The organism is Nocardia altamirensis NBRC 108246, assembly GCF_001612685.1.
GTDB lineage: Bacteria > Actinomycetota > Actinomycetes > Mycobacteriales > Mycobacteriaceae > Nocardia > Nocardia altamirensis.
Map to the genome: position 1 here is coordinate 86726 of NZ_BDAY01000036.1, position 21975 is coordinate 108700.

Below are 21975 nucleotides of genomic sequence, written 5' to 3' on the forward strand. Positions count from 1 at the left end.
GATGGAGCCACTCACCTACGCCGCCGTCCGCGCGGACATCGCCGAGGCGCTCTATCTGGAGCCGCACGAACTGAACGACACCGAGGACCTGTTCGCCGCCGGGCTGGACTCGGTGCGGCTGATCGGCCTGATCGAACGCTGGAAGTCACGTGGCGCAGCCCCGGCCTTCGCCGACCTGGCCGAGCAGCCCACCCTCACCGCATGGTGGCCGCTGCTCGCGCCGCGGGCCGCACCGTGAGCGAGCGCCCGTTGACCGCCGCGCAACTGGGCGTCTGGCTCGGCCAGCAGCTCGACCCGGCATCGGCGGTCTTCAATATCGCCGAGTACGTGGATATTTCGGGTCGGGTGGCGGTGGATGTCCTGGTGCGTGCTATCCACATGGCCATCGATGAGGCTGCGGCACTGCACATTCGGTTCGTCGAGGACGGCCCCGGTCAGCTCGCGCACACGCCGGATCAGGCCGTTCGGGTAGTCGATGTGTCCACCGAGCCGGACCCGCTCGGCGCCGCGCTGGCGCTGATGGATGAGGACGTGGCAACGCCGGTCGAGCTGACCGGCGACATCCTGTTCGCGCACATCGTGTTCCGGCTCGGTCCGCAGCGCACGCTCTGGTACCACCGGGTGCACCACATCCTGCTCGACGGGTACGGCATGGCACTGATCGCGCGTCGCGTGGCGGAGCTGTACACGGCGGGTGCGACCGGCACCGAGCCACCGCCGTGTGCCTTCGGCTCGTGGGATGCCGTGGTGGCGGCCGACGTCGAATACGCCGACTCACCGGACCTCGAACGCGACCGCGTGTTCTGGCTCGAGTATCTGCGCGACCGCCCGGCCCCCGTCACGCTGTCCCTACCCACCCCGACTGCTTCACGTCCTGCCGTCCCGGTGTCCGGCGCTGCTCCACAAACGACAACCGTTGCGGCCAGGGCACTTCGGGAATTCACCGCACTGGACCCGGAATCGGTCACGCTGCTGCGCGGTGTCGCGGAAGGCGCCCGCGCGAATTGGACCGATGTGCTCACGGCCGCGGTCGCGGCCTATGTGCATCGCATGACCGGGGCCACCGAGGTATGCCTCGCGCTGCCGATCATGCTGCGCACCGGCACACCCGCGCTGCGAGTGCCGTGCATGACGCTCAACGGTGTCGCCCTGTGGGCCGACTTCACCGCGGACCAGACGCTGACCGAACTCACCGGACGCATCGCCCGCCACCTGGTCCGCAGCAGACGCCATCAGCGCTACCGCAGCGAGCAGGTGCGCCGCGACCTCGGCATGGTCGGCAGCGATCGCGCGATGTACGGACCCTCGGTCAACATCATGCTGTTCGACTACGACCTGCGCTTTGCTGACTGCACCAGCACCGTCCGCAATGTCACCGCAGGCATGATCGACGACCTGGTCTTCAACCTCTACGACCGGCTCGACGGCACCGGGCCGACGCTGTACCTCGACGGCCACCCGAGCGCGTACACGGCCGACGAGCTGCGGACCCATCTGCGGCGCTTCACCACCTTCCTGCGCCGCATCCTCGACGCGCCGAACCAGTCGCTCGGCACGGTGGACCTGCTGCTGCCCGGTGAGCGAGAGTGGTTGCACGCCAACAGCCGTGGTCCCGAACGCCCGAGGCCGGACACCTCCGTGAGCGATCTGCTCACCCCATGGATCGCACGCACACCGACGACTCCCGCCCTCGTCACCACCGAAGCGGACGGCACCGCGATGTCACTCACCTACGCGGAACTCGCCAGGCGGACAAAGGTATTGAGCACCGCCCTGACCAGTGCGGGCGTTTGCCGCGGTGACACCGTCGCGGTACTTCTCCCTCGGACCAGTGACGCGATCGTTGCGCTGTTCGCGGTGCTCGCCTGCGGTGCCACTTACGCCCCGCTCGACCCCGGCCAGCCTGCGCCACGGTTGGCAGTGCTGCTCGACGGCCTCGATCGGCACGCCGACGCATCGGGTCTGCGCGCAGTGGTCACCACTACCGCACTCGTGGAATTGGTTCCCATGGCACAACGCGATCGCTGCGTCGAGGTCCCCGAATTCGGCACTGCCGAAACGACACTGGGCTTGCCTCCGCACGCGCCGGCTCACCGAGACGAAGTGCGCGACAACTCCGCCCGTGGGGTCGACGCCGACACATCGATCACGCTCACCCGCCAGCACCCGGAGCATCCGGCCTGGGTGATCCACACCTCGGGCACCACTGGAACCCCCAAGGCCGTGGCGATTTCGCACCGGTCGGTGGTCAACCTGTACCACCACCATCGCGAGCACCTGATCGAGCCCGAGGTGGCGGCGCGGGGCGGACGGCGAATGCGCGCCGCGCTCACCGCGTCGATGACCTTCGACACCGCGTGGGAAGGGCTGCTCTGGCTGCTGGCCGGGCACGAATTGCATTTCATCGACGACGCGCTGCGCCGCGATCCCGATCGGCTGGTCCGGTACATCCACACCGAGCGCATCGACTTCCTCGATGTCACACCGACTTTCGCCAGGGAACTGCTGTCCGCAGGGTTGCTCACCGGGCCACATCGCCCCAGCGTGATCGCACTCGGCGGCGAGGCGACCGACCCGGAACTGTGGGCGACGCTGCGTGCCGTGCCCGGCGTCTCGGTCTACAACCTGTACGGGCCCACCGAATGCACGGTCGACGCCACATGGACCACCCTCGCCGCGCACCGGGCTCCGTCGATCGGCGAGCCGGTCGCCAATGGCCACTGCCACGTGCTGGACCGCATCTTGCGTCCGGTCCCACCCGGCGTGGTCGGCGAGTTGTACCTCGGCGGAACGCCGGTCGGGCAGCGGTATCTCGGTGCGCCTGCGGCAACTGCGGCTCGGTTCGTCGCCGACCCGTTCGACACGAACGGCCACCGCCTCTATCGCACCGGCGACCTGGTGCGCAGGCATCGCGACGGCCGCCTCGAGTACCTGGGCCGCGGTGACAGCCAGATGTCGTTGCGCGGCTATCGGATCGAGGTCGGCGAGGTGGAAGCCGCGCTCGCCGGACATCCACAGGTCGACGCCGCCGCGGTGCGCATTCATGACGAGGCTCTCGTCGCCTATGTGGTGCCGTCCACGCCCGTACCGGAGACCGGGGAGCTGCGCAGTCACCTCGCCGGACGACTGCCCGACTACATGGTGCCGACCGTGTACGTCCTCCTGGATCGCTTGCCGCACACCACGAACGGAAAGCTGGACCGCGCCGCATTGCCCGCGCCACCGGCCGCCGAAAGCACGCGGCGCCCCGCACGGACCCCCACCGAACACGCACTGGCTCAGCTGTTCGCCGCTGCCCTCGAGGTCGACTCGATCGGCATCGATGACGACTTCTTCACGCACGGTGGACATTCGCTGCGCGCCGCCCGCGTCCTCAACGGCATCAGGGCGGCCTTCGGCGTGCGCTGGGACCTCCGCGCCATGTTCGACACCCCCACCGTCGCCGGGCTCGCCGAACGCCTCGACGCCGGCAACGACAGCGAGCAATTGCCTTGGACAGCAGCAGATCTCGAGGCTGATACGCACCTCGACCCCACCATCCTTGCCATCGCGGCCACACCGGAGCACCCGCGCACGGTGCTGCTGACCGGTGCCACCGGCTTCCTCGGTACCTTCCTGCTCGCCGCACTACTCGAGCTGACCGATCTCGAGGTCTGTTGCTTGGTGCGCGCCGACGACGATGCCGCAGCGCTACGACGCATCCACGCGGCGTTCGCCCGCTACGGACTCGACAACGGCCTCCTCGACCGCGCAGCCCGGCCCATCGGCACATCCGGATCCAGGATCACCGCTCTTGCAGGCGATCTCGCCCTCCCCGAGCTCGGGCTGTCCCCCGCGAGCTATCAAGCGCTGGCCGCCACCGTCGACGTCATCGTGCACAACGGCGCCCGAGTCCACCATTTCGAGCCGTACGCCCGGTTGCGCCCGGCGAATGTCGAAGGCACCGAACGCATGCTGCGGCTCGCCGCCACCGGAACGACGAAGCCGGTGCATTTCGTGTCCTCCATCGACACCGCCGCACCGACCGAACTCGGCCGCCGGGACGCGGGTTCGCTCCCCCTCAATGGGTATGTCGCGAGCAAATGGGTCGCGGAAGGTCTGGTCTACGCCGCGACCGCGCGCGGCATCCCGGTCGCCGTCTACCGGCCGGGACGCATCGGCGGACACTCGCGAACCGGCACGTCCGGCCCGGATGACGCCTTCTGGAGTCTGATTCGCGCCATGGTCGTCCTCGAGGCGGTACCTACTGAGCTCTACGACGCGGGCACCGTCGACCTCGTCCCCGTTGACTGGGTCGCGGCCACCATCGCTCACTACGTCGCCGAGCGTCCGACCACCGACACCTGCCAGCTGACCAGCCGCCACCCGATCGCCGTCGCCACGATCGTCGACCTGCTGCGCGACCGCGGCTACCCGATCGCGACCGTTCCCGCATCGACCTGGCACGCCAGGTTGACCGCCCGCGCGGACCGCGCTTCCGCACAGGGCGATCACACCCTCACCGTCGCCCGCGCACACGCTGCGCACCTCGGGTCACCGGGCGCCGCGGATGCCCGCACCGCCCCCATCGATTCGGCTGTCCCGCAGCCGGATTCGACAACCACGCTCACCGCCGGGATCGACTATCTGATCGAAACCCGTTTTCTCCCACCGCCCTCCGCCATCCCGGTCGGCGCGGCGCAACCCTCGAAGAGGCACCCATGAAACGCGCGCTATTACTGGCACTCACCGCGAGCGCTCTCGCGGTCACCGGCTGCACCACGTCGGTGACCGCCACCGACAACACCAGACCGGCGGCGGCGACCGAGGGCGTCACCAGCTACCCGATCACCTTGGAAAACTGCGGCAAGACCTACACATTCACCGAGGCGCCCAAGCGCGTCGTCGTGATGAACGGTGGCTCCGTCGGTGAGGTGTCCGCGCTGCTCGCGCTCGGCCTCGGCGACCGGGTGGTGGCCAACGCACAGTCCTACGGCGCCTCGGACGTGCCGGGCCGGTCCGCCGCGATCGACGCATTGCCCACCGGCAACATCACCCCCAACAGCCTGCAGGACATCCCGCGCGAGGCCATGCTGAACCAACACCCGGACCTGGTGATCTCCACCGGCGGTGGCGGTTTCGCCGCCGACCAGGGTTTCGCCACCCGCGACGAGCTCGCCGCCGCAGGCGCCAACACCTATGTGCCGCGGGCGAACTGCGGGGTGACCGGCGCGGTCACCGGCACACCGACCATCGACGACAGCTTCGCGCTGCTGCGCGATCTCGGCCGCATCTTCGACGTTCCCGGCCGGGCCGATCGCCTGATCGCCGACGCACAGCGCGCCATCGCCGAGACGGCGGCCGAGGTGAGCGGGCAACCGAAGAAGAACGTGCTGCTCGTGTTCACCGGCATGGGCATGGGCGGCGACGATTCGGACTTCTCCGCGATCGCGGCGGGCGGCATCTGGAACGACGTCATCGACAAGGCGGGCGGTGTGAACCCGTTCAAGCGTGACGACGGCACCACGTTCGTGACGATCAGCAAGGAGCAGCTCGCGGTCACCCCGATCGACGGTCTGATCGTGGTGAACTATCGCAATCCCGATATCGACGGCGCCGCCAAGCGAATCCTCGCGCAGTTCCCGCAGTGGCCCGCCGCACAGACCAATAACTATGCAGTGCTGGCGGATTCGATCTACCTGGGGCCAAGCAACGACGTCGCGGTGCAGCGGATCGCGAAACTGGTGCACCCCGAACAGTTCCGGTGAGCCGCACCCGCGCCCCGCTGGCGGCGACGCCCCTGCCTGTAGTGCTCGCCGTCTCGGCGGCGGTCCTGTTCGCCGCGATGCTGCTGTCCATCGCCGCAGGCTCGGTGACCGTCTCCGTCGCCGACACCGGCCGGGTGATCCTCGCCCACTTGTCGGGCAAGACACCGGATGTCGGCTTCACCGTCGATCAGATCGTCTGGAACTACCGGCTGCCCCGGGTGATCCTGGCCGCGCTGTGCGGCTGCGGTCTGGCCGTCGCAGGCGTGATTCTGCAAGCGCTGGTGAACAATCCGCTCGCCGACCCGTACGTGCTCGGGCTGTCCTCCGGTGCGTCGCTCGGCGCGGTGCTCGTGATCGTCACCGCCGGTGGCACACTCGGCGGCGTCAGCGTGTCCACCGCCGCCTTCTGCGGCGCCATCGCGACCATCGCAGTGGTGTTCCTGCTCGGGCAGCAGCGCGGCACCCTGGCGCCGACGCGCTTGGTGCTCGCCGGGGTCGCGGTCGGCTATCTGCTGCTGGCCGCCACCAACTATCTGCAGCTGCGCGCCACCCCGAATGAGCTACGGTCCGTGCTGTTCTGGACGATGGGCAGCGTCGCAGGCGCGAGCTGGGGCAGGCTCGGCCCGGTCACCGTCGTGGTGCTGGTGGCCGTCGCCGTCGCGCTCGCCTTCGGCAGACGGCTCAATGTGCTCGGCACCGGCGACGAACAAGCCACCGCGCTCGGCGTCGACGTGCGCACCCTCCGCATCTTCCTGCTCGTCCTCGCCTCGCTGCTGACCGGCGTGCTGATCGCCGCGGCAGGCGGCATCGGCTTCGTCGGCTTGATGATTCCGCACCTGGTGCGGCTGGCGTTCGGGCTGGATCATCGCAGGGTGCTGCCGCTGGCCGCGCTTCTCGGCGCCGCGTATCTGGTGGTGGTCGACCTGATCTCCCGCACCATCGACGCGCCGAACGAGGTGCCGCTCGGCATCTTCACCGCCGCGTTCGGCGCCCCGTTCTTCCTGTGGCTGCTCCGCCGGAACGGCGGGCAGGCATGACGCAGGTCGCCGCCGAATTGTCGGTCGCCGGAGTCCGGGTCACCTTCGGCGAGGCCACGGTCCTCGACGCGGTGACGCTGCACGCGCCGCCCGGTGCGGTCGTCGGCATCGTCGGACCGAACGGCAGCGGCAAGACCACGCTGCTGCGCACGATCTATCGCTCGGTCCGGCCTACCGGCGGCATCGTCACGATCGACGGCACCGACCTCACCGCGATGCCGGTGCGCGCAGCCGCCCGCACGACCGCGGCCGTCCTGCAAAATGGTTCCGGCGCACCGGAACTCACCGTCGCCGAGGCGGTCGGCCTCGGCCGCAATCCGCATCACGCGCTGTTCAGCAGGGACACCGAGGCCGACCACCGCGCCGTCGCGGACGCGCTGGCACGCACCGGCGTCACCGCTTTCGCCGACCGGACGATCGGGTCGCTGTCCGGCGGTGAACGCCAACGAGTCCTGCTGGCACGGGCATTGGCGCAAGAACCGCGCCTGCTCGTGCTCGACGAACTGACCAATCACCTCGACGTCCGTGCTCGCTTCGAACTGCTCGCGCTGATCCGCTCGACGGGCATCACCACGCTGGCGGTACTGCACGAACTCGACCTCGCGGTGCGCTGCTGCGACCGGCTGGTCGTCCTCGATCACGGCAGGGTCGTCGCGGCGGGCGCCGTGCTCGACGTGATGACGCCCGAGCTACTGCGCGACGTGTTCGGCGTGGTCGCCACGGCCGCACCGCACGCGGACGGTGTCATCCGATTGCGTTACGCCGCAAACCCGTTGGCGGAGCCGTGACGCGATTACCCGTTGGCGATGCGCCGCACGCCGAACCGGGTCGCGGCGACCATGTCCTCGCGCGCCCGCGCCACCCGCGAGCGCACCGTCCCGACCGGGCAGCCGCACACCGCGGCCGCCTCCGCGTAGGACAGGCCGAGCATCTGGGTGAGCACCAGCGCCTCGCGCCGCTCCGGCGCGAGGTCGTCGAGCAGCAGATTGAGTTCGACGATCTCGGTCAGCCCGTCCTGCCTCGGCACCTGCCGGTCCGACGCCGCCACCCAGTCGACGCCGTGCGCGATCTTCGGCCGTGCCACCGCCATCCGCACCTGATCGACCACAACGCGCCGGGCGATGGACAGCAACCAGGTACGCGCGCTGGCGCGGCCCTCGAACCGTTTGATGCTGCCGAGCGCCCGCAGATACGTCTCCTGGGTCAGGTCATCGGCCCGGCTGACCTCGGTCAAATGGGCGAGCAACCGCCACACGTCCTTTTGCGTCGCCCTGATGAACCCCTCGAGTGCCCGCCGGTCGCCACGGGCCGCCGCCAAGGCCAGGCGGGTCGTCTCGGCATCCTCGGCGGGCGTTGGCATGGCGTCGAGAATAACCGGGCGGCAACCGCCGGGAACTTCGGCGTCCCCGTGGACGACAATCTGGACGTGGAGTGCAAAGTGTGCCGGACGGCGCTGTCGGCCCGGATCGACGGCGAACGCGAAACCGTTCCCGCGGCGCGGGTGGACGAGCATCTCGAGCAGTGCGGCGAGTGCTGCTCCTGGTATGTCGCCGCCGTGGAGACCTCGAAGCGGCTGCGCGCCACGTCGTCGTACGCACCCGATCTGACCGATGCGATCTTCGCCGCCGCCGAGCTGGAACGACCACGGCCGTCGCTGCCTGCCAGGCTGGTCGCTGCCGTGCCCGCGACCAGGACCACCGGGATCCGCGTCGTGCTCGGGCTGCTCGGACTGCTGCAATGCGCGCTGGCCCTCGCCCAGCTGGTCGGGGTCGACTTCGGCATGAGCCACCACCAGCACGGCGCCGAGATGACCAGGCATCTGATCAACGAGAGCACCGCGTGGAGCCTGGCCATCGGCGTCGGGTTCATCTACTGCGCAGTGCGCCCGATCGCCGCCGCGGGCGTGCTGCCGGTACTCGGCGTCCTGGTCGCCGCGTTGAGCGCGTTCGTGGTCGCGGATCTGTATTCCGGTGTGGTGCCGATCTCCCGGGTGCTCTCGCACGCCGTGCTGGTCGTCGCCCTTGCGCTGGTCGTTGTCGTGCACCGCACCCGCCGCCCGGACACCTCGCCGCCGACCAGCGACCGCGTCCCCACCGATCTGGTGCTGCCGCCGGGCGCGCAGTTCGGCAGGCGCCTCGGCCACCTGCGCTCCACCCACGATCCCGCCGCATGACGAACGGAATTTCATGACCATCGAGCTCGACCAGCTCACCCGGCCAACGCCGAGCACCGATCCCGCCCGCATCTCCCTCGCTGTCACCGGCATGAGCTGTGGCGCCTGCGCGACGCGGATCGAGCGCAAGCTCAACAAGATCGACGGCGTCACCGCATCGGTGAACTACGCCACCGGCATCGCCACCATCGACGCCGACCCCGACATCAGCGCCGAGCGGCTCTGCGCCGAGGTCGACGCCACCGGCTTCGGTGCGACGCCGGTCACCGACCATGCCGAGGCGATCAGCTCGGCACCCGAGGACGCCGAGGTGCGGGATCTGCTGCGCCGCCTGGTCGTCGCGCTGATGGCGTTCTTCCCGCTCGCCGATCTTTCGGTGATGTTCGCCACCATCCCGAGCACCAGGATCACCGGCTGGCAGGTGATCCTCACCGTGCTGGCATTGCCCGTGGTGGTCTGGTCGGCGGCGCCGTTCCACCGCAAGGCTTTTGCCAATGCGAAGGTCGGCGCGGCAAGCATGGACACCCTGGTCTCGGTCGGGGTGATCACCGCGACGCTGTGGTCACTGGACACGATGTACCTGCACCCCGACCGCTCCAGGCCCGCACCAGACGGCGTCTGGGCGGCGATCTGGTCCAGTGACGCGATCTACCTCGAGGTGGCCGCAGGCGTCACCGCGTTCGTATTGGCGGGCCGGTACTTCGAGGCCAAGGCCAAGCGGTCGGCGGGCAGCGCGCTGCGCGCCCTCGCCGCGCTCGGCGCCCGCGAAGTCACGGTGCTGACCAGGGACGACCGCGAAATGCGGGTCCCCATCGGCGAACTCGTCGAGGGCCAGCGCTTCGTGGTGCGCCCCGGCGAGACCATCGCCACCGACGGCCTCGTCGTTGCCGGCGAATCGAGCGTCGACGCCAGCGCCATGACCGGCGAGTCGATCCCGGTCGACGTCAGCACGGGCATGGCGGTGATCGGCGGCACCACCGCGCTCACCGGCAGGCTGATCGTGGAGGCCGCCGCGGTCGGCGCGGACACCAAACTGTCCGGGATGATTCGACTCGTCGAAGAGGCGCAGACCGGCAAGGCGCGCATGCAGCGCATCGCCGACCGGGTGTCGTCGGTGTTCGTTCCGTTCGTATTCCTCATCACCGCACTGACTTTCGTGACCTGGCTGCTCACCGGAGCGGGTGCCGACCGTGCCGCGGCCGCCGCGCTGGCCGTGCTAGTCGTCGCGTGTCCGTGCGCACTCGGGCTGGCGATTCCCACTGCGCTGGTGGTGGCCTCGGGACGCGGTGCGCAACTCGGCATTTTCATCAAGGGCCATCAGGCGCTGGAGGCCACCAGGGACGTGGACACCGTGGTGCTCGACAAGACCGGGACCGTCACCAACGGCGCGATGAGCGTTGTCGCGGTGCTCGCCCGCGAATCGTTCGGCACCGAAGAGGTGCTGCGGCTGGCAGGCGCGGTGGAAGCGGCCTCCGAGCACGCGGTCGCGGCCGCGATCGCCCGGCAGGCCCGCGACACCGTCGAGGCACTGCCGGAGGTCGAATCCTTCGAAGCGCTACCGGGATTGGGCGCGCGGGGTGTGGTGGACGGCAGGAAGGTCATGGTCGGCCGCGCGCGGCTGTTCGACGATCACGGCATCGGCATCCCGCCGGAGTCGGCTCGCGCGGTGAGTAAGCAGGAACGCGCAGGGCGCACCGTCGTGCTTGTCGCCGTGGACGGCGCCGTCGTCGCGGTCGTCGCCGTCGCCGACACCGTCAAGGAGACCGCGGCCGCCGCGATCGAGCGACTGCACCGGCTCGGGTTGCGGGTCATGATGTTCACCGGCGACAACGCCTACGCCGCGCAGTCGGTGGCCGACGAGATCGGCATCGATGAGGTTGTCGCCGAACTGCTTCCGGAGGGCAAGGTCGAGCTGATCGCCCGCATCCAGGAGCAGGGGCACCGGGTGGTGATGGTCGGCGACGGCATCAACGACGGCGCGGCACTGGCCACCGCCGATCTCGGCATGGCCATCGGTGCAGGCACCGATGTCGCGATCGCGGCGGCCGACATCATCCTGGTGCGCGAGGATCTCGGCGCGGTCGCCGACGCCATCGAACTGGCGCACGCCACGCTGCGCACCATCAAGGGCAACCTGGTGTGGGCATTCGGCTACAACGTGATCGCCATCCCGATCGCGGCGCTCGGCTGGCTCAACCCGCTGATCGCCGGTGCCGCCATGGCGTTCTCGTCGTTCTTCGTGGTCTCGAACAGCCTGCGGCTGCGGCGGGTTCGCTTCGCGCGCTGAGGATTACGGCGCTGAACCGGGGAAGGTTCAGCGCCGGGTCTGCGCAAGCTTCTCCAACATCGCGTTGTAGGCGTCGAGTTCGGAGTCGCCGTACTCGTCGTCCTTGCGGTCGGTGCGCACCGCGGTGCGCCGGTCCTGCGCCACCCACTGGGTCAGCAGCGCACCGACCACGAGCAGGATCGGGATTTCACCGGAGACCCAGGCGATGCCGCCGCCGACCTTCTGATCGGACAGCAGATCGATGCGCCACGGCAGCTGCAGGTTGGTGTAGAAGCGCGAGCCGATGACGGTGTTCATCGACATCACCGCGACACCGAAGAACGCGTGAAAAGGCATGACCGCGAACAACATCCCCAGTCGACCGAGGTGCGGCAACCGCCGCGGGCCCGGGTCGATGCCGATGATGCCCCAGTAGTACAGATAACCGACGATCAGGAAATGCACGTTCATCAGCACGTGCCCCCAGTGATAGCGGATGAGGCTCTCGAACAGCGGCGTGAAATACAGTCCGTACAGCGAGATCACGAACAGGGTGAGCGCCGTGGCCGGATGGGCGATCACCGCGGTCGGCCGCGAGTGCAGGATGGTCAGCACCCACTCGCGCAGGCCGTGCACCTGGCCGCGCTTGGCCGCGGGGACGGCACGCAGCAGCAGCGTCACCGGCGCGCCGAGCACGAGCAACACCGGAACGAACATGTTCAGGGCCATGTGGGTGATCATGTGCATGCTGAACATGGCGAACCCGTAGGTGCCGATGCCGGACGATGTCGCGATCAACAGGGTGACACAGCCGCCGATCCACGACGTGGTGCGCCACGGCGACCACTGGTCCCCGCGCCGCCACAGCCGCAGCACGCCGAGCACGTACAGCACGATCGCGGCCAGTGCCGCGGTGCCGAGCACGATGTCGAAGCGCCAGAACGTGATCAGCCGCAGCACGTTCGGCGGGTCGAGGATATTGAACCCGAGGAACACCTCCTGCGCGGTGAACGAGCGGTCGGCGAAGGCAGGGGCAGGCTGCACCGCCATGGCCACCGTCGCGCCGAGTGCCACCGCGGAAAGCGCTGCGCTGCAGGCGATCAGGAAGGCCGCGCGGGCGCTCGGCGCCGGATCACGGCGGGCAAGCAGCACGCGCATGGTGAGCGCCAGGTCGACGCCGACGGCGACGACGACCAGCGCGAGCCGCCCGTACCCGGTGCTGAGCACCGCCGACCACGGCAGCAGGATCGCCACGAGCACCACACCGCTCAGTGCCGCCGCGGCAAGACAGACCAGTGCGATGGTCGCGCCGCGGCGCAGCGCGGTGCCGACGTGGTCGCCGCCGCGGCGCACGTGATCGGCGACGCACCACAGCAATCCGGGCAGCACCGACACCGCGAGCTGGAAGATGATCATCGCGCCGGTGCCGTAGTCGTGATTCGGGCCCTCGCCCGCGTTGCCGACCAGCGCGGGCGGAAGCACCCCGATCGCGGCGGGCAGCAGCAGCACCGCTATCCCGTTCCAGGACAGCATGATCCGCGCGCCGAGCGTCACAACGGCCGCCATGACGGCGACCACGATCCACGCCTTCGGTTTCTCGCTGGCATCGATGAGCGCACCGAGCGCACCGATCCGGAACAGCCCGGACACGGTGAGCCCGCCGATGTTCGCCGCGGTCACCGGAATCAGCGCGAGCGCGGCGGCCAGCCACACCAGGCCTGCGCGTTCGGCGAGCCGCACCCCGGCATACCCGTCGACATCGAGGCGGCCTTTGCTGGTGACCGCGGTGCAGCACACCGCGTAGACCAGGGCGCCGAGCGCGGTCGCGCCTGCCAGTGCGGCGAGCACGCGCAGCAGCACATAGGCGAGCACATCCGGGAGGCCGGGATAGGCGGTACCGGCGGCCGCGTACGGGCGGGCACCCGCCTCGACCACCGCACCGATGACCAGAGCGAGCAGAACGGCCCCCGCGACCAGCCAGACAAGGTGCACGGTCGAGCGTTTCACCTGCACGTGCTCACCGACCCCGCCGACTGCTTTCCCTCTGTCGCCGTCCACCATCCCCGTAACGAGGGTCCTTGTCTCTGACAGGTCACGTTCACCAGTCGGATGCGGTGCCGGGAAAGTTCCCGCGAGTATCCCGACAGGGATGCAGGTCACATTCGCGGCGAGACCGAGCCCCGCACGTTCGACATCGGACGCGGAACGTCCGAGCGGTCAGACGGTGTTGGCGCTCAGGCCACCGGAGATGGTCAGCGCCTCACCGTTGAAATGCCGCCCCTGTTCGGACACCAGCAGCAGCACCGCGTCGGCCACCTCGGCAGGCGCCATCAGGTCGGCGTTCGGCGGCCCGGACGCGAACATCGCCATCGCGTCCTCCCTGGTGGGATTCTCCTTGTCCGGCACCATCATTCGATACATTGCCGGGTTGTGGATCATGTCGGTGTCCACCCCGCCGGGCAGCACCGCGTTGACCGTGATCCCGTACTCCGCCACTTCCAGCGACAGCGACTTGACCAGCCCGAGCACGCCCCACTTGGCCGCCGCGTAATGTCCGGCGCTGCGCACGCCCATCCTGGCCACGATGGACGAGGTGGCCACGATGCGGCCCCAGCGCCGTTCGATCATGTGCGGCAGCACCGCACGGAAGCTGTGGAAGACACCGCTGAGGTTGACGTCGATCATGTCCTGCCACAGGTCGTCGCTCATCTCCGCGATCTGCGCGTTGGAGGCGATGCCCGCGTTGGCGACCAGAATGTCGATGCGGCCGAAGTCGTCGATGGCACGCTGCGCGACGGCGTTCATCTCGGCCTGACTCCGCACGTCGGCCTTGACCGGCACACAGCGGCGGCCGGTCTCCTCGACCAGCTTGGCCGTTTCGGCCAGATCGGATTCGGTGCCGAGCGGATACGGCACACTCGCGATCTGCTCGGCGAGGTCACACACCACGATGTCGGCGCCCGCCGCCGCCAACGCCACCGCGTGCGCACGACCCTGACCTCGGGCGCCGCCGGTGATCACCGCTACCTTGTCGTCGAGATTCCCCATGCCGGGCCCCTCACCAGATCGGTACATATCGGCCGACTCCCATCGTTCCACGCGGAATCGGCCCCCGGTTGGGGTTTTCGTTCGTATTGTCCGCCGACGCCGGCGAAACGTTCCGGGCCCGCACAGCGACGAAGTGGATGCATGTGGGAGTTCAGCACAAGATATTTCGTCGAACTCGCTGCTCCACATCGCATCGGCGCGCGGCCCAGCGCGCCCACAATGGTCCCAGGGGGCCAGATGACCGATTGTGAGTACTACGCCGTGGATCTCGACCAGCTCGTCCGCCCGTTCCCACTCCCGCCGATCGACCATGATGCGGCGGTCGCCAGCGCGATGGCGCTGCCTCGGCTGCGCAAGCTGCTCCATACCGTGGTCGGCCTCTCGGACGACTCCATCGATCTGCTGTCCACCATGAGCGATCGCCTGCGCGCGGTGGAGGGCATGCTCATCCGCGATCCGCTGGACTTCTGAGTCCGGCGATACCAACGGCCTATCGATCGGCCGACCACGAACAGCACCTCGGCTGCCAGCAAATGGCTGGCAGCACAGGCTGATTCGTCATGTCACGGCAAACCTTCGGCAAAGTCGATCAAGTGCTGGCGTGAGACCGCGATCACATGGTTTGGTTGACGGGAGGCCGGTCGTGCCGGTCGCAGGGTCGACGGTGGTTCGGAAGGTGGCGGCCGTGACGCAAACCGGACAACTTCAGGCGGTTCGGCCGTATCCGCGACGGCTGGGGCCGAAGGGTTCCTATATCTGGAAGATGATCACGACCACCGATCCCAAGGTGCTCGGCATCATGTACCTCGTCACGGCGATGTCGTTCTTCTTCATCGGCGGCCTGATGGCGTTGCTGATGCGCGGCGAACTGGCGCGGCCAGGCATGCAGTTCCTCTCGACCGAGCAGTTCAATCAGCTGTTCACCATGCACGGCACCATCATGCTGCTGTTCTATGCGACGCCGATCGTGTTCGGTTTCGCAAATGCCGTGCTGCCCTTGCAGATCGGCGCGCCCGACGTCGCCTTCCCGCGCCTCAACGCCTTCAGTTACTGGCTGTATCTGTTCGGCGCCACCCTCGCGACCGCCGGCTTCATCACGCCTGGCGGCGCCGCCGATTTCGGCTGGACCGGTTACACGCCGCTGAGCAACTTCGAGCACGCGCCCGGCGCGGGCGCGGACCTGTGGATCATGGGACTGATCCTGTCCGGCCTCGGGACCATCCTCGGCGGCGTCAACATGATCACCACGATCATCTGCCTGCGCGCACCAGGCATGATCATGTTCCGGATGCCGATCTTCACCTGGAACATCCTGATCACCAGCATCCTTGTGCTGCTTGCCTTTCCGATCCTGACCGCGGCGCTGTTCGCGTTGTTCATCGACCGGCATCTCGGCGCGCACATCTACGACCCCGCCACCGGCGGAGTGCTGCTGTGGCAACACCTGTTCTGGTTCTTCGGGCATCCCGAGGTGTATATCGTCGCGCTACCGTTCTTCGGCATCGTCACCGAGATCTTCCCGGTGTTCAGCCGCAAGCCGCTGTTCGGCTACAGCGCGCTGGTGTACGCGACCATCTCGATCGGCGCGCTGTCGGTGGCGGTCTGGGCGCATCACATGTACGCGACGGGATCGGTACTGCTGCCGTTCTTTTCGCTGATGACGTTCCTGATCGCGGTGCCGACCGGGGTGAAGTTCTTCAACTGGATCTTCACGATGTGGCGCGGGCAGCTGACGTTCGAGACGCCGATGCTGTTCTCCCTCGGCTTCCTGACGACGTTCCTGTTCGGTGGCCTCTCCGGTGTCATCCTGGCCAGCCCGCCGCTGGACTTCCACGTGACGGATTCGTATTTCGTTGTCGCGCACTTCCATTACGTGTTGTTCGGGACCATCGTGTTCGCCACCTTCGCCGGCATCTACTTCTGGTTCCCCAAGATGACCGGCCGGATGATGGACGAACGCCTCGGCAAGTGGCACTTCTGGACCACCTTCTTCGGGTTTCACATCACGTTCCTGGTGCAGCACTGGGTGGGCGCCGAGGGCATGCCGCGCCGCTATGCCGATTACCTGCCCATGGACGGATTCACCGCGCTGAACACCATTTCCACCATCGGTGCGTTCATCCTCGGCGGGTCGATGCTGCCGTTCATCTGGAACGTCTTCAAGAGCTTCCGCTACGGCGAGGTCGTGACCGTGGATGATCCGTGGGGCTACGGCAATTCGCTGGAATGGGCGACCACCTGCCCGCCGCCGCGGCACAACTTCTACGAACTGCCGCGGATCCGGTCCGAGCGTCCCGCGTTCGAACTGCACTACCCGCACATGGTCGAGCGGATGCGCACCGAGGCCTACGGGGGCTGGGGCGCGAGCAAGCAGGCCGTGATGATCGTCGAGGATCGCGCGCTCGCGGAGAAGGCCGAGCCCGAGACCGCGACGGCCGAGCCCAAGACCTCCACAGCCGAGTCCGCTGCCACAGCCGAGTCCGCTGCCACGGCCGAGTCCGCTCCCGAAGCGAATGCCGACGCCGAGACAAAGCCCGGCCCCGAGGCCAAGCCCGAATAATTGTTGCCGAACCGGCAATAATCTTTGCCGGAACGGCCACACCTGATGGATGGTGTGGTCATGACCGAGACACACAGCCACACTGCCGACACACACAGCCACAACGGCGGCACCACGGTGGAGTATTGGGAGGCGTTCTACCAGGAGCGGGAGCAAGTCTGGTCGGGTGCCCCCAACTTCCTGCTGGTCCGCGAAATACAAACAGTCCCTGCTGGCTCCGCGCTCGACCTCGGCTGCGCGGAAGGCGCGGACGCGATCTGGCTTGCCGAGCAGGGCTGGCAGGTCACCGCGGTCGATGTCTCGGAGACCGCGCTCAGCCGGGCCAGGGCCCGCGCCGCCGAGCGGGGCATCACCGACATCAGCTGGCAGCAGCACGACCTCGCACACTCGTTCCCCGCTGGGCGATTCGACCTCATCTCCGCGCAGTACCTGCACTCCCCCGTCGCCAAGGCCTACGAACGCGAGCAGATCCTGCGCCGCGCGGCGGCGGCCGTCGCACCCGGCGGCCTGCTCCTGATCGTGGGCCACGCCGAATGGCCGACCTGGGTCGAGACACCACCTGCCGACATCCACTTCCCTGACACCGCAGAGGTTTTGGCAAGCCTGCAGCTCGACGCCGCCCAATGGCAGGTCGAGGTCGACGGCCTCGGCGAACGCGAGCACGCCGGCCCCGAAGGACAGCCGGGCACCCGCAAGGACAACATCCTGCTCATCCGCCGCCGCTGACACACGGCCGTCAGTCGGCGCCCTTGTCCAGCTGGAAGATGCGGCGGGCGTTGCCAGCGAGGAACAGGTCGCGGGTTTCGTCGTCGAGGCCCAATTCACCGAGGCCTGCGAGCGCCCGATCCGGCATGATCATCGGAAAGTTGGTGCCGAACAAGACTTTTCGGCGTCCGTGCGCTTTCAAGTAGGTCACCAGCTCCGGCGGGTAGCGACGAACGGTGTAGGCCGAGGTATCGATGTAGACGTTCTCGTGCTTCGTGGCGACCGCGATCATCTCGGTGGTCCACGGGTAGCCGATGTGCCCGCCGACGATGGTCAGCTCGGGGAAGTCGAGGGCGACGTCGTCGAGGTACGGGATCGGGCGACCGGTTTCCGAGGTGCGCAGCGGTCCGGTGTGCCCGACCTGGGTGCAGAAAGGTATGCCCAGTTCGATGCACTCGGCATAGAGCGGGTAGTACCGGCGATCGTTCGGCGGCCACCCCCACAGCCACGGCACCACCCGCAGCGCCTTCATGCCCAATTCCCGGACCGCACGGCGTAATTCACGCACTGCGGCCATCGGCTTGCGCAGATCGACGGACGCGACGCCGACCAGCCTGCCCGCGGATTCCGCGACGAACGACGCGACCTCGTCGTTGGCGATCAGCACGCCCTCCGGCCCGTACCAGGCGCTGATCAACGCAATGTCGACGCCGCCGGCGTCCATGGCCGCCATCGTTGCCGACACCGGCGGCTGTTCGGTCGGCATCGGCGCACCCCAACGCCGCAGCGAGTCGAACATGTCGTGCTCGACCAGCCGCAGCGTCGGATGCTGTGCCCAGGCATCGATGATCGTCATCACCCCTCCTCACGAAAAGATCCGGCGATCAACGGTATCCAGGTGCGCGCTGTCCGCCTGCGTGATTCGGCGAATCCGCGCGCGCGATCGAACTGGCGCATTCGTGGCCGCGCCGAAATACAGGCGTGACCGCGGCATCGAATGGGTACTAGCTCTTTACGCCGTAATCACTGGGTGGCGACCGAGCCAACCGGCCCGGGTGTCCGCATCGCAACGGCGCGATGCGGGCGCCCCTGGCGTAGTGCCGGTCACCAGCCGAGGGCCAGCAGGAACAGCGCTCTCTGGAGGGTATCCAGTACCCGGCCGATGGTGATCACGATCTCGACGGTGCCCATCATCACAGGCCCCTTTCTTCGAGCACGACAATGCCTCGATATCTATCGATTCAAGACCCGGCACCGCCGATTAGGAAGAGCGCGCGACGATCCGCGGCGAAATCGGTGCGCTACATCCCGACGCACTCGATGATCGGCCCAGGGTACGCGGCGGGATCGACGCCTGCGCGCCACGGCATGTGCACCACGGCGCCGTCGAGATGCGCGAGTTCGGGAATCCAGCGGCGCACATACGCGCCGTCCACGTCGTAGCGTTTGGCCTGGCGCAGCGGATTGAGCACCCGGTTCGGCCTGGTGTCGGTGCCGGTACCGGCCACCCACTGCCAATTGAGCTGGTTGTTGGCAAGATCCGCGTCGACCAGCCAGTGCAGGAAATGCGCTGCGCCGATGCGCCAGTCCACCCGCAGCGATTTCGCCAGGAAGCTGGCGGCGATCAGCCGGGCCCGGCCCGGCATCCACCCTTCCGCCCGCAGTTGCCGCATGCCCGCGTCGACGATCGGGAATCCGGTGCGTCCCGCGCGCCAGGCCTCGGCCGCTTCCGGATCGTCGCGCCAATCATGCTGCCTGGCACGGTAATCCGACCATGCCGCGGCCGGCCGGGCGCCGAGCAGCTGATGATGGAAGTCCCGCCATGCCAATTGGCGGGCGAACGCGTGGCCGCCCGCCGTCGACATGTCGACTCGGTGCACCAACTCCACCGGGGACACGCAACCGAAGTGCAGGTACGGCGACAGCCGCGAGGTGGCATCGGCGGCGAGGTCGTCGTTGCGCTCCGCGTAGTCGACGACCGGGCCGGACAGCCAGTCCCGCAGCATCTTTCGCCCCGTCGTCTCGCCGCCGACAGCCAGCTCCGGCGACGTCGGCCCCGCGCAGAGCTCCTCGGCCTCCGGCAGCGGATCACTCGACACCGGAGGCATGGTGAGCGCACGCGGCTTGCCGAGCGGCTTTCGCTGGTGCGCCTCCGTCCACCGCCGGAAATACGGGGTGAACACCGCGAAATGGTCACGCCCGGTGGACGGCACGAGCACCTCGGGGTCGGCGGCCGTGATCGACGCGGCATGAGTGTGCAGCAGACAGCTCCGCTGCGCCAACCGTTCCCGCAGTGCCTGCTCGCGCCTGCGACTGTATCCGCTGACGTCGGCGGCGATGTGCACGCTGTCGGCATGCACCTGAGCCGCCACCTCGGCGACCGCCTCGACGACATCGCCGCGCCGCACCACCAGCCTGCCGCCGACGGAACGCAGTTCGGCGTCGAGCTCACCGAGCGCGGCGGCGAGGAAGCGGGCCCGGTTCGGCGCCGCGAAGCGGCCGGCCAGGATCGTCTCGTCGAGGACGAAAAGCGGTACGACGGCGGCGCCTTCGCGGTGTGCCGCGGTGAGCACCGGGTTGTCGTGCACCCGCAGATCCCGGGTGAACAGCGCGATGGTGACGGTCATCTGCTCCTCTTCGATCGCGAAAGCAACTGGTACACAGCGATTCCGGCACCCACGAGGGTGGCGCCACGGCGTCGTGGGCGGCTCAAGCCCGCACCGTCGACGCAACCCTCGCGGGCGCCGGTGAGCTCAGTGACGCAAGACCTACACCGTGCACAGCGGAACGATGTCCGCCAGGCCACCGGTGGTCGGCGAGGTCAGGTAGAGACACGGATCCTGCCCAGCCGCAACTATTTCCGTCCGCACCGTGGCCCACTCGACCGGATCGAGCCGTGGCGCCCGAGCGAGCACGAACCCGGACCGCCTGCTCGGATCGGTGACGACCGCCCACGAGTAGTCCGGTCCGAGTGCGGTGACGATGTAGTTGGTCGGCCCGTCGATGCGGTCTTGGGTGGGTACACCGGGAAAGCTGACGTGCAGCTGCGCACCGGTGATCCGGTCGTTGACCGTTGCGGTGCCGGTGATTTCGTTGTTCGTGTTCGACCACGTGGTGCAGGTATTGCGCACCGCGACATTGCCGTTCGAGTCGAGCGCGTAGTTCGCCTGGGTGTCGCGGGCGCAGACCAGATTGAAGTACTGCGGTATCGCCGCCAACTGCTGCCAGGTGCCGAGGTACCGATTCAGGTCGAGCGACGACACCGGCGCGGGTGCTGCGCCGGGTGCCGCCTGGGCGCTGCCGCTCATGGCCGCAACGACCGCTCCGGTCATGGCTACGAACAGGCTAAGGCGAAATCGCTGGGTTCGAGATGTCACGCGAGCTCCTCGGAAATCGACGGCATTCGCCATACTAGCGGATAACGATGCACAATCGATTCAAATGACGAACAAGGAGCCGATCGCCATGGCCAGAGCACCAGACGCGCCACCCGACGCGCGACAGCCCGGGCATGCTGAATCGGGCGATGGGGACCAGGCAGAATAAGGCAATGCCCGCCGGTTCCGCTCCCGCCTCCGCCGCGGCCGGATACACGGTGCGCGCGGTTGCCGAGCGCCTCGGCATCCCGACGGCGACGCTGCGGAGCTGGAACCGCCGCTACGACATCGGCCCGCCCCAGGACCGGCCGGGCAAGCATCGCCTCTACACCGCCGCCGATATCGCGCTGCTCGAACGCATGCTCACGCTCATCGAGGAGGGCGCGAGCCCGGCAGGCGCCGCGGCGGCCGTGCGCGGGCCTGCACCACTGCTCGGCGACCGGTTTCCGCTGCTCGCCGCGGCGTTCGCGTTGGAGACCAGGGCGGCAACCGCCTACCTGGACGCCCACTTTCGCAGCTTCGGCGTCGTCGAGACCTGGGATCGGTTGTGCCGCCCCGCCTTTGCCGACATCGTGGCGCGTCAGGGCGCGGGCGAAGGCTGCATCGACGTCGAACATCTGCTCTCGTGGTGCATCACCTCGGTGCTGCATCGCACCAATCCGCCACCCGACACTGCGGCGCCCACCTCGGTGGTGCTGGCCTGCACCAGCGGCGAAACGCACGCGCTACCACTGGAAGTGCTGCGTGCGGCACTGGCCGAGCGTGGCGTCGGCGCGCACATGCTCGGCGCCGACGTGCCCACCGGCGCGCTGACCGACAGCCTCGCCAGGCACGCGCGACCGGCCGCGGTAGTGCTGTGGTCACAGCAGGAGTCGACCGCGCTGACCTCGGCGGTCATCGCCTGCCTCGATGCGGGCTCGCGGGTGTTCGTCGGTGGTCCCGGCTGGGATGCGGTGCTCCTGCCCGACGCGGCCCGACGCGTCACCAGCCTCACCGACGCGGTGGATCAGCTGCTCTGACCTGCCCGGACGTCGCGGACTGCCTTTCTCCAGACCCCGGGCA

16 protein-coding genes and 1 pseudogene are annotated in these 21975 nt (G+C 68.4%); 11 read left to right on the plus strand and 6 right to left on the minus strand.

Annotation, left to right across the window (positions count from 1 at the left end):
* Position 1 precedes the first annotated feature (1 nt).
* Genes NA11_RS20070 through NA11_RS20090 form a run of 5 tightly spaced genes read left to right on the plus strand, consistent with a single transcriptional unit; the run spans position 2 to position 7572 of the window.
* A complete protein-coding gene (locus NA11_RS20070) occupies positions 2-238 on the plus strand; it encodes a phosphopantetheine-binding protein (protein WP_069163472.1) in 237 nt (78 codons plus the stop codon).
* On the plus strand, positions 202-4704 hold the full coding sequence (locus NA11_RS20075; RefSeq protein ID WP_069163473.1) for a non-ribosomal peptide synthetase: 4503 nt from the start codon (positions 202-204) through the stop codon (positions 4702-4704). The genes NA11_RS20070 and NA11_RS20075 overlap by 37 nt, the downstream gene beginning before the upstream one ends.
* A complete protein-coding gene (locus NA11_RS20080) occupies positions 4701-5747 on the plus strand; it encodes an ABC transporter substrate-binding protein (protein ID WP_069163474.1) in 1047 nt (348 codons plus the stop codon). Before NA11_RS20075 ends, NA11_RS20080 begins: the two co-directional genes overlap by 4 nt.
* Positions 5744-6784 carry a FecCD family ABC transporter permease gene (locus NA11_RS20085; RefSeq protein WP_084654829.1) on the plus strand — a complete coding sequence of 347 codons (1041 nt, stop codon included), beginning with the start codon at positions 5744-5746 and terminating at the stop codon, positions 6782-6784. Before NA11_RS20080 ends, NA11_RS20085 begins: the two co-directional genes overlap by 4 nt.
* Positions 6781-7572 (plus strand): ABC transporter ATP-binding protein, encoded by a 792-nt coding sequence (locus NA11_RS20090; RefSeq protein ID WP_069163508.1) that lies wholly within the window; start codon positions 6781-6783, stop codon positions 7570-7572. The genes NA11_RS20085 and NA11_RS20090 overlap by 4 nt, the downstream gene beginning before the upstream one ends.
* A gap of 5 nt (positions 7573-7577) precedes the next feature.
* On the opposite strand, the gene sigC is transcribed toward NA11_RS20090, so the two are convergent.
* Positions 7578-8144, minus strand: coding sequence for an RNA polymerase sigma factor SigC (gene sigC / locus NA11_RS20095; protein WP_069163475.1), 567 nt, complete (start codon positions 8142-8144; stop codon positions 7578-7580).
* 66 nt (positions 8145-8210) lie between these two features.
* Between sigC and NA11_RS20100 the strand changes: the two genes are divergently transcribed.
* Both NA11_RS20100 and NA11_RS20105 read left to right on the plus strand, forming a co-directional pair.
* Positions 8211-8957: a zf-HC2 domain-containing protein gene (locus NA11_RS20100; RefSeq protein ID WP_069163509.1), complete on the plus strand. Its 747-nt coding sequence runs from the start codon at positions 8211-8213 to the stop codon at positions 8955-8957.
* A 13-nt stretch (positions 8958-8970) separates the two neighbouring features.
* Positions 8971-11244, plus strand: a complete 2274-nt coding sequence (locus NA11_RS20105) for a heavy metal translocating P-type ATPase (protein ID WP_069163476.1) — start codon at positions 8971-8973, stop codon at positions 11242-11244.
* Positions 11245-11271: 27 nt separating this feature from the next.
* On the opposite strand, the gene NA11_RS20110 is transcribed toward NA11_RS20105, so the two are convergent.
* Positions 11272-13284, minus strand: a complete 2013-nt coding sequence (locus tag NA11_RS20110) for a cytochrome c oxidase assembly protein (protein WP_084654830.1) — start codon at positions 13282-13284, stop codon at positions 11272-11274.
* A 156-nt stretch (positions 13285-13440) separates the two neighbouring features.
* Complete coding sequence (locus NA11_RS20115) at positions 13441-14271, minus strand: mycofactocin-coupled SDR family oxidoreductase (RefSeq protein ID WP_069163477.1); 831 nt, start codon at positions 14269-14271, stop codon at positions 13441-13443.
* 237 nt (positions 14272-14508) lie between these two features.
* On the opposite strand from NA11_RS20115, the gene NA11_RS20120 reads away from it, so the two are divergent.
* From NA11_RS20120 to NA11_RS20130, 3 genes and pseudogenes are all read left to right on the plus strand, one after another.
* Positions 14509-14742, plus strand: coding sequence for a hypothetical protein (locus tag NA11_RS20120; protein WP_141717717.1), 234 nt, complete (start codon positions 14509-14511; stop codon positions 14740-14742).
* A 292-nt stretch (positions 14743-15034) separates the two neighbouring features.
* Positions 15035-16627 (plus strand): annotated as a pseudogene (gene ctaD / locus NA11_RS20125) (aa3-type cytochrome oxidase subunit I); the annotation flags it as partial.
* 264 nt (positions 16628-16891) lie between these two features.
* Positions 16892-17557 carry a class I SAM-dependent methyltransferase gene (locus NA11_RS20130; RefSeq protein ID WP_069163511.1) on the plus strand — a complete coding sequence of 222 codons (666 nt, stop codon included), beginning with the start codon at positions 16892-16894 and terminating at the stop codon, positions 17555-17557.
* Between the two features lie 10 nt (positions 17558-17567).
* Here the strand turns inward: NA11_RS20130 and NA11_RS20135 are convergent, their stop codons facing one another.
* The 3 genes from NA11_RS20135 to NA11_RS20145 all read right to left on the minus strand — a co-directional run bounded on the left by NA11_RS20135 (position 17568) and on the right by NA11_RS20145 (position 20868).
* Positions 17568-18392 (minus strand): amidohydrolase family protein, encoded by an 825-nt coding sequence (locus NA11_RS20135; RefSeq protein ID WP_069163479.1) that lies wholly within the window; start codon positions 18390-18392, stop codon positions 17568-17570.
* 445 nt (positions 18393-18837) lie between these two features.
* Positions 18838-20163, minus strand: coding sequence for a cryptochrome/photolyase family protein (locus NA11_RS20140; RefSeq protein WP_069163480.1), 1326 nt, complete (start codon positions 20161-20163; stop codon positions 18838-18840).
* Between the two features lie 141 nt (positions 20164-20304).
* Positions 20305-20868 carry a lipocalin family protein gene (locus NA11_RS20145; protein ID WP_069163481.1) on the minus strand — a complete coding sequence of 188 codons (564 nt, stop codon included), beginning with the start codon at positions 20866-20868 and terminating at the stop codon, positions 20305-20307.
* A 218-nt stretch (positions 20869-21086) separates the two neighbouring features.
* Between NA11_RS20145 and NA11_RS20150 the strand changes: the two genes are divergently transcribed.
* A complete protein-coding gene (locus NA11_RS20150; RefSeq protein ID WP_069163482.1) occupies positions 21087-21932 on the plus strand; it encodes a MerR family transcriptional regulator in 846 nt (281 codons plus the stop codon).
* Positions 21933-21975 lie beyond the last annotated feature (43 nt).

What these genes read in the sequence shown, in the direction of transcription:
- NA11_RS20075 (WP_069163473.1), top strand. Translation starts at nt 202, where the DNA reads ATGGTGGCCGCTGCTCGCGCCGCGGGCCGCACCGTGAGCGAGCGCCCG.
- NA11_RS20135 (WP_069163479.1), bottom strand. Translation starts at nt 18,392, where the DNA reads ATGACGATCATCGATGCCTGGGCACAGCATCCGACGCTGCGGCTGGTC.
- NA11_RS20150 (WP_069163482.1), top strand. Translation starts at nt 21,087, where the DNA reads ATGCCCGCCGGTTCCGCTCCCGCCTCCGCCGCGGCCGGATACACGGTG.
- NA11_RS20120 (WP_141717717.1), top strand. Translation starts at nt 14,509, where the DNA reads ATGACCGATTGTGAGTACTACGCCGTGGATCTCGACCAGCTCGTCCGC.
- NA11_RS20080 (WP_069163474.1), top strand. Translation starts at nt 4,701, where the DNA reads ATGAAACGCGCGCTATTACTGGCACTCACCGCGAGCGCTCTCGCGGTC.
- NA11_RS20090 (WP_069163508.1), top strand. Translation starts at nt 6,781, where the DNA reads ATGACGCAGGTCGCCGCCGAATTGTCGGTCGCCGGAGTCCGGGTCACC.
- NA11_RS20105 (WP_069163476.1), top strand. Translation starts at nt 8,971, where the DNA reads ATGACCATCGAGCTCGACCAGCTCACCCGGCCAACGCCGAGCACCGAT.
- NA11_RS20115 (WP_069163477.1), bottom strand. Translation starts at nt 14,271, where the DNA reads ATGGGGAATCTCGACGACAAGGTAGCGGTGATCACCGGCGGCGCCCGA.
- NA11_RS20070 (WP_069163472.1), top strand. Translation starts at nt 2, where the DNA reads ATGGAGCCACTCACCTACGCCGCCGTCCGCGCGGACATCGCCGAGGCG.
- NA11_RS20145 (WP_069163481.1), bottom strand. Translation starts at nt 20,868, where the DNA reads ATGACCGGAGCGGTCGTTGCGGCCATGAGCGGCAGCGCCCAGGCGGCA.
- sigC (WP_069163475.1), bottom strand. Translation starts at nt 8,144, where the DNA reads ATGCCAACGCCCGCCGAGGATGCCGAGACGACCCGCCTGGCCTTGGCG.
- NA11_RS20110 (WP_084654830.1), bottom strand. Translation starts at nt 13,284, where the DNA reads ATGGTGGACGGCGACAGAGGGAAAGCAGTCGGCGGGGTCGGTGAGCAC.
- NA11_RS20130 (WP_069163511.1), top strand. Translation starts at nt 16,892, where the DNA reads ATGACCGAGACACACAGCCACACTGCCGACACACACAGCCACAACGGC.
- NA11_RS20140 (WP_069163480.1), bottom strand. Translation starts at nt 20,163, where the DNA reads ATGACCGTCACCATCGCGCTGTTCACCCGGGATCTGCGGGTGCACGAC.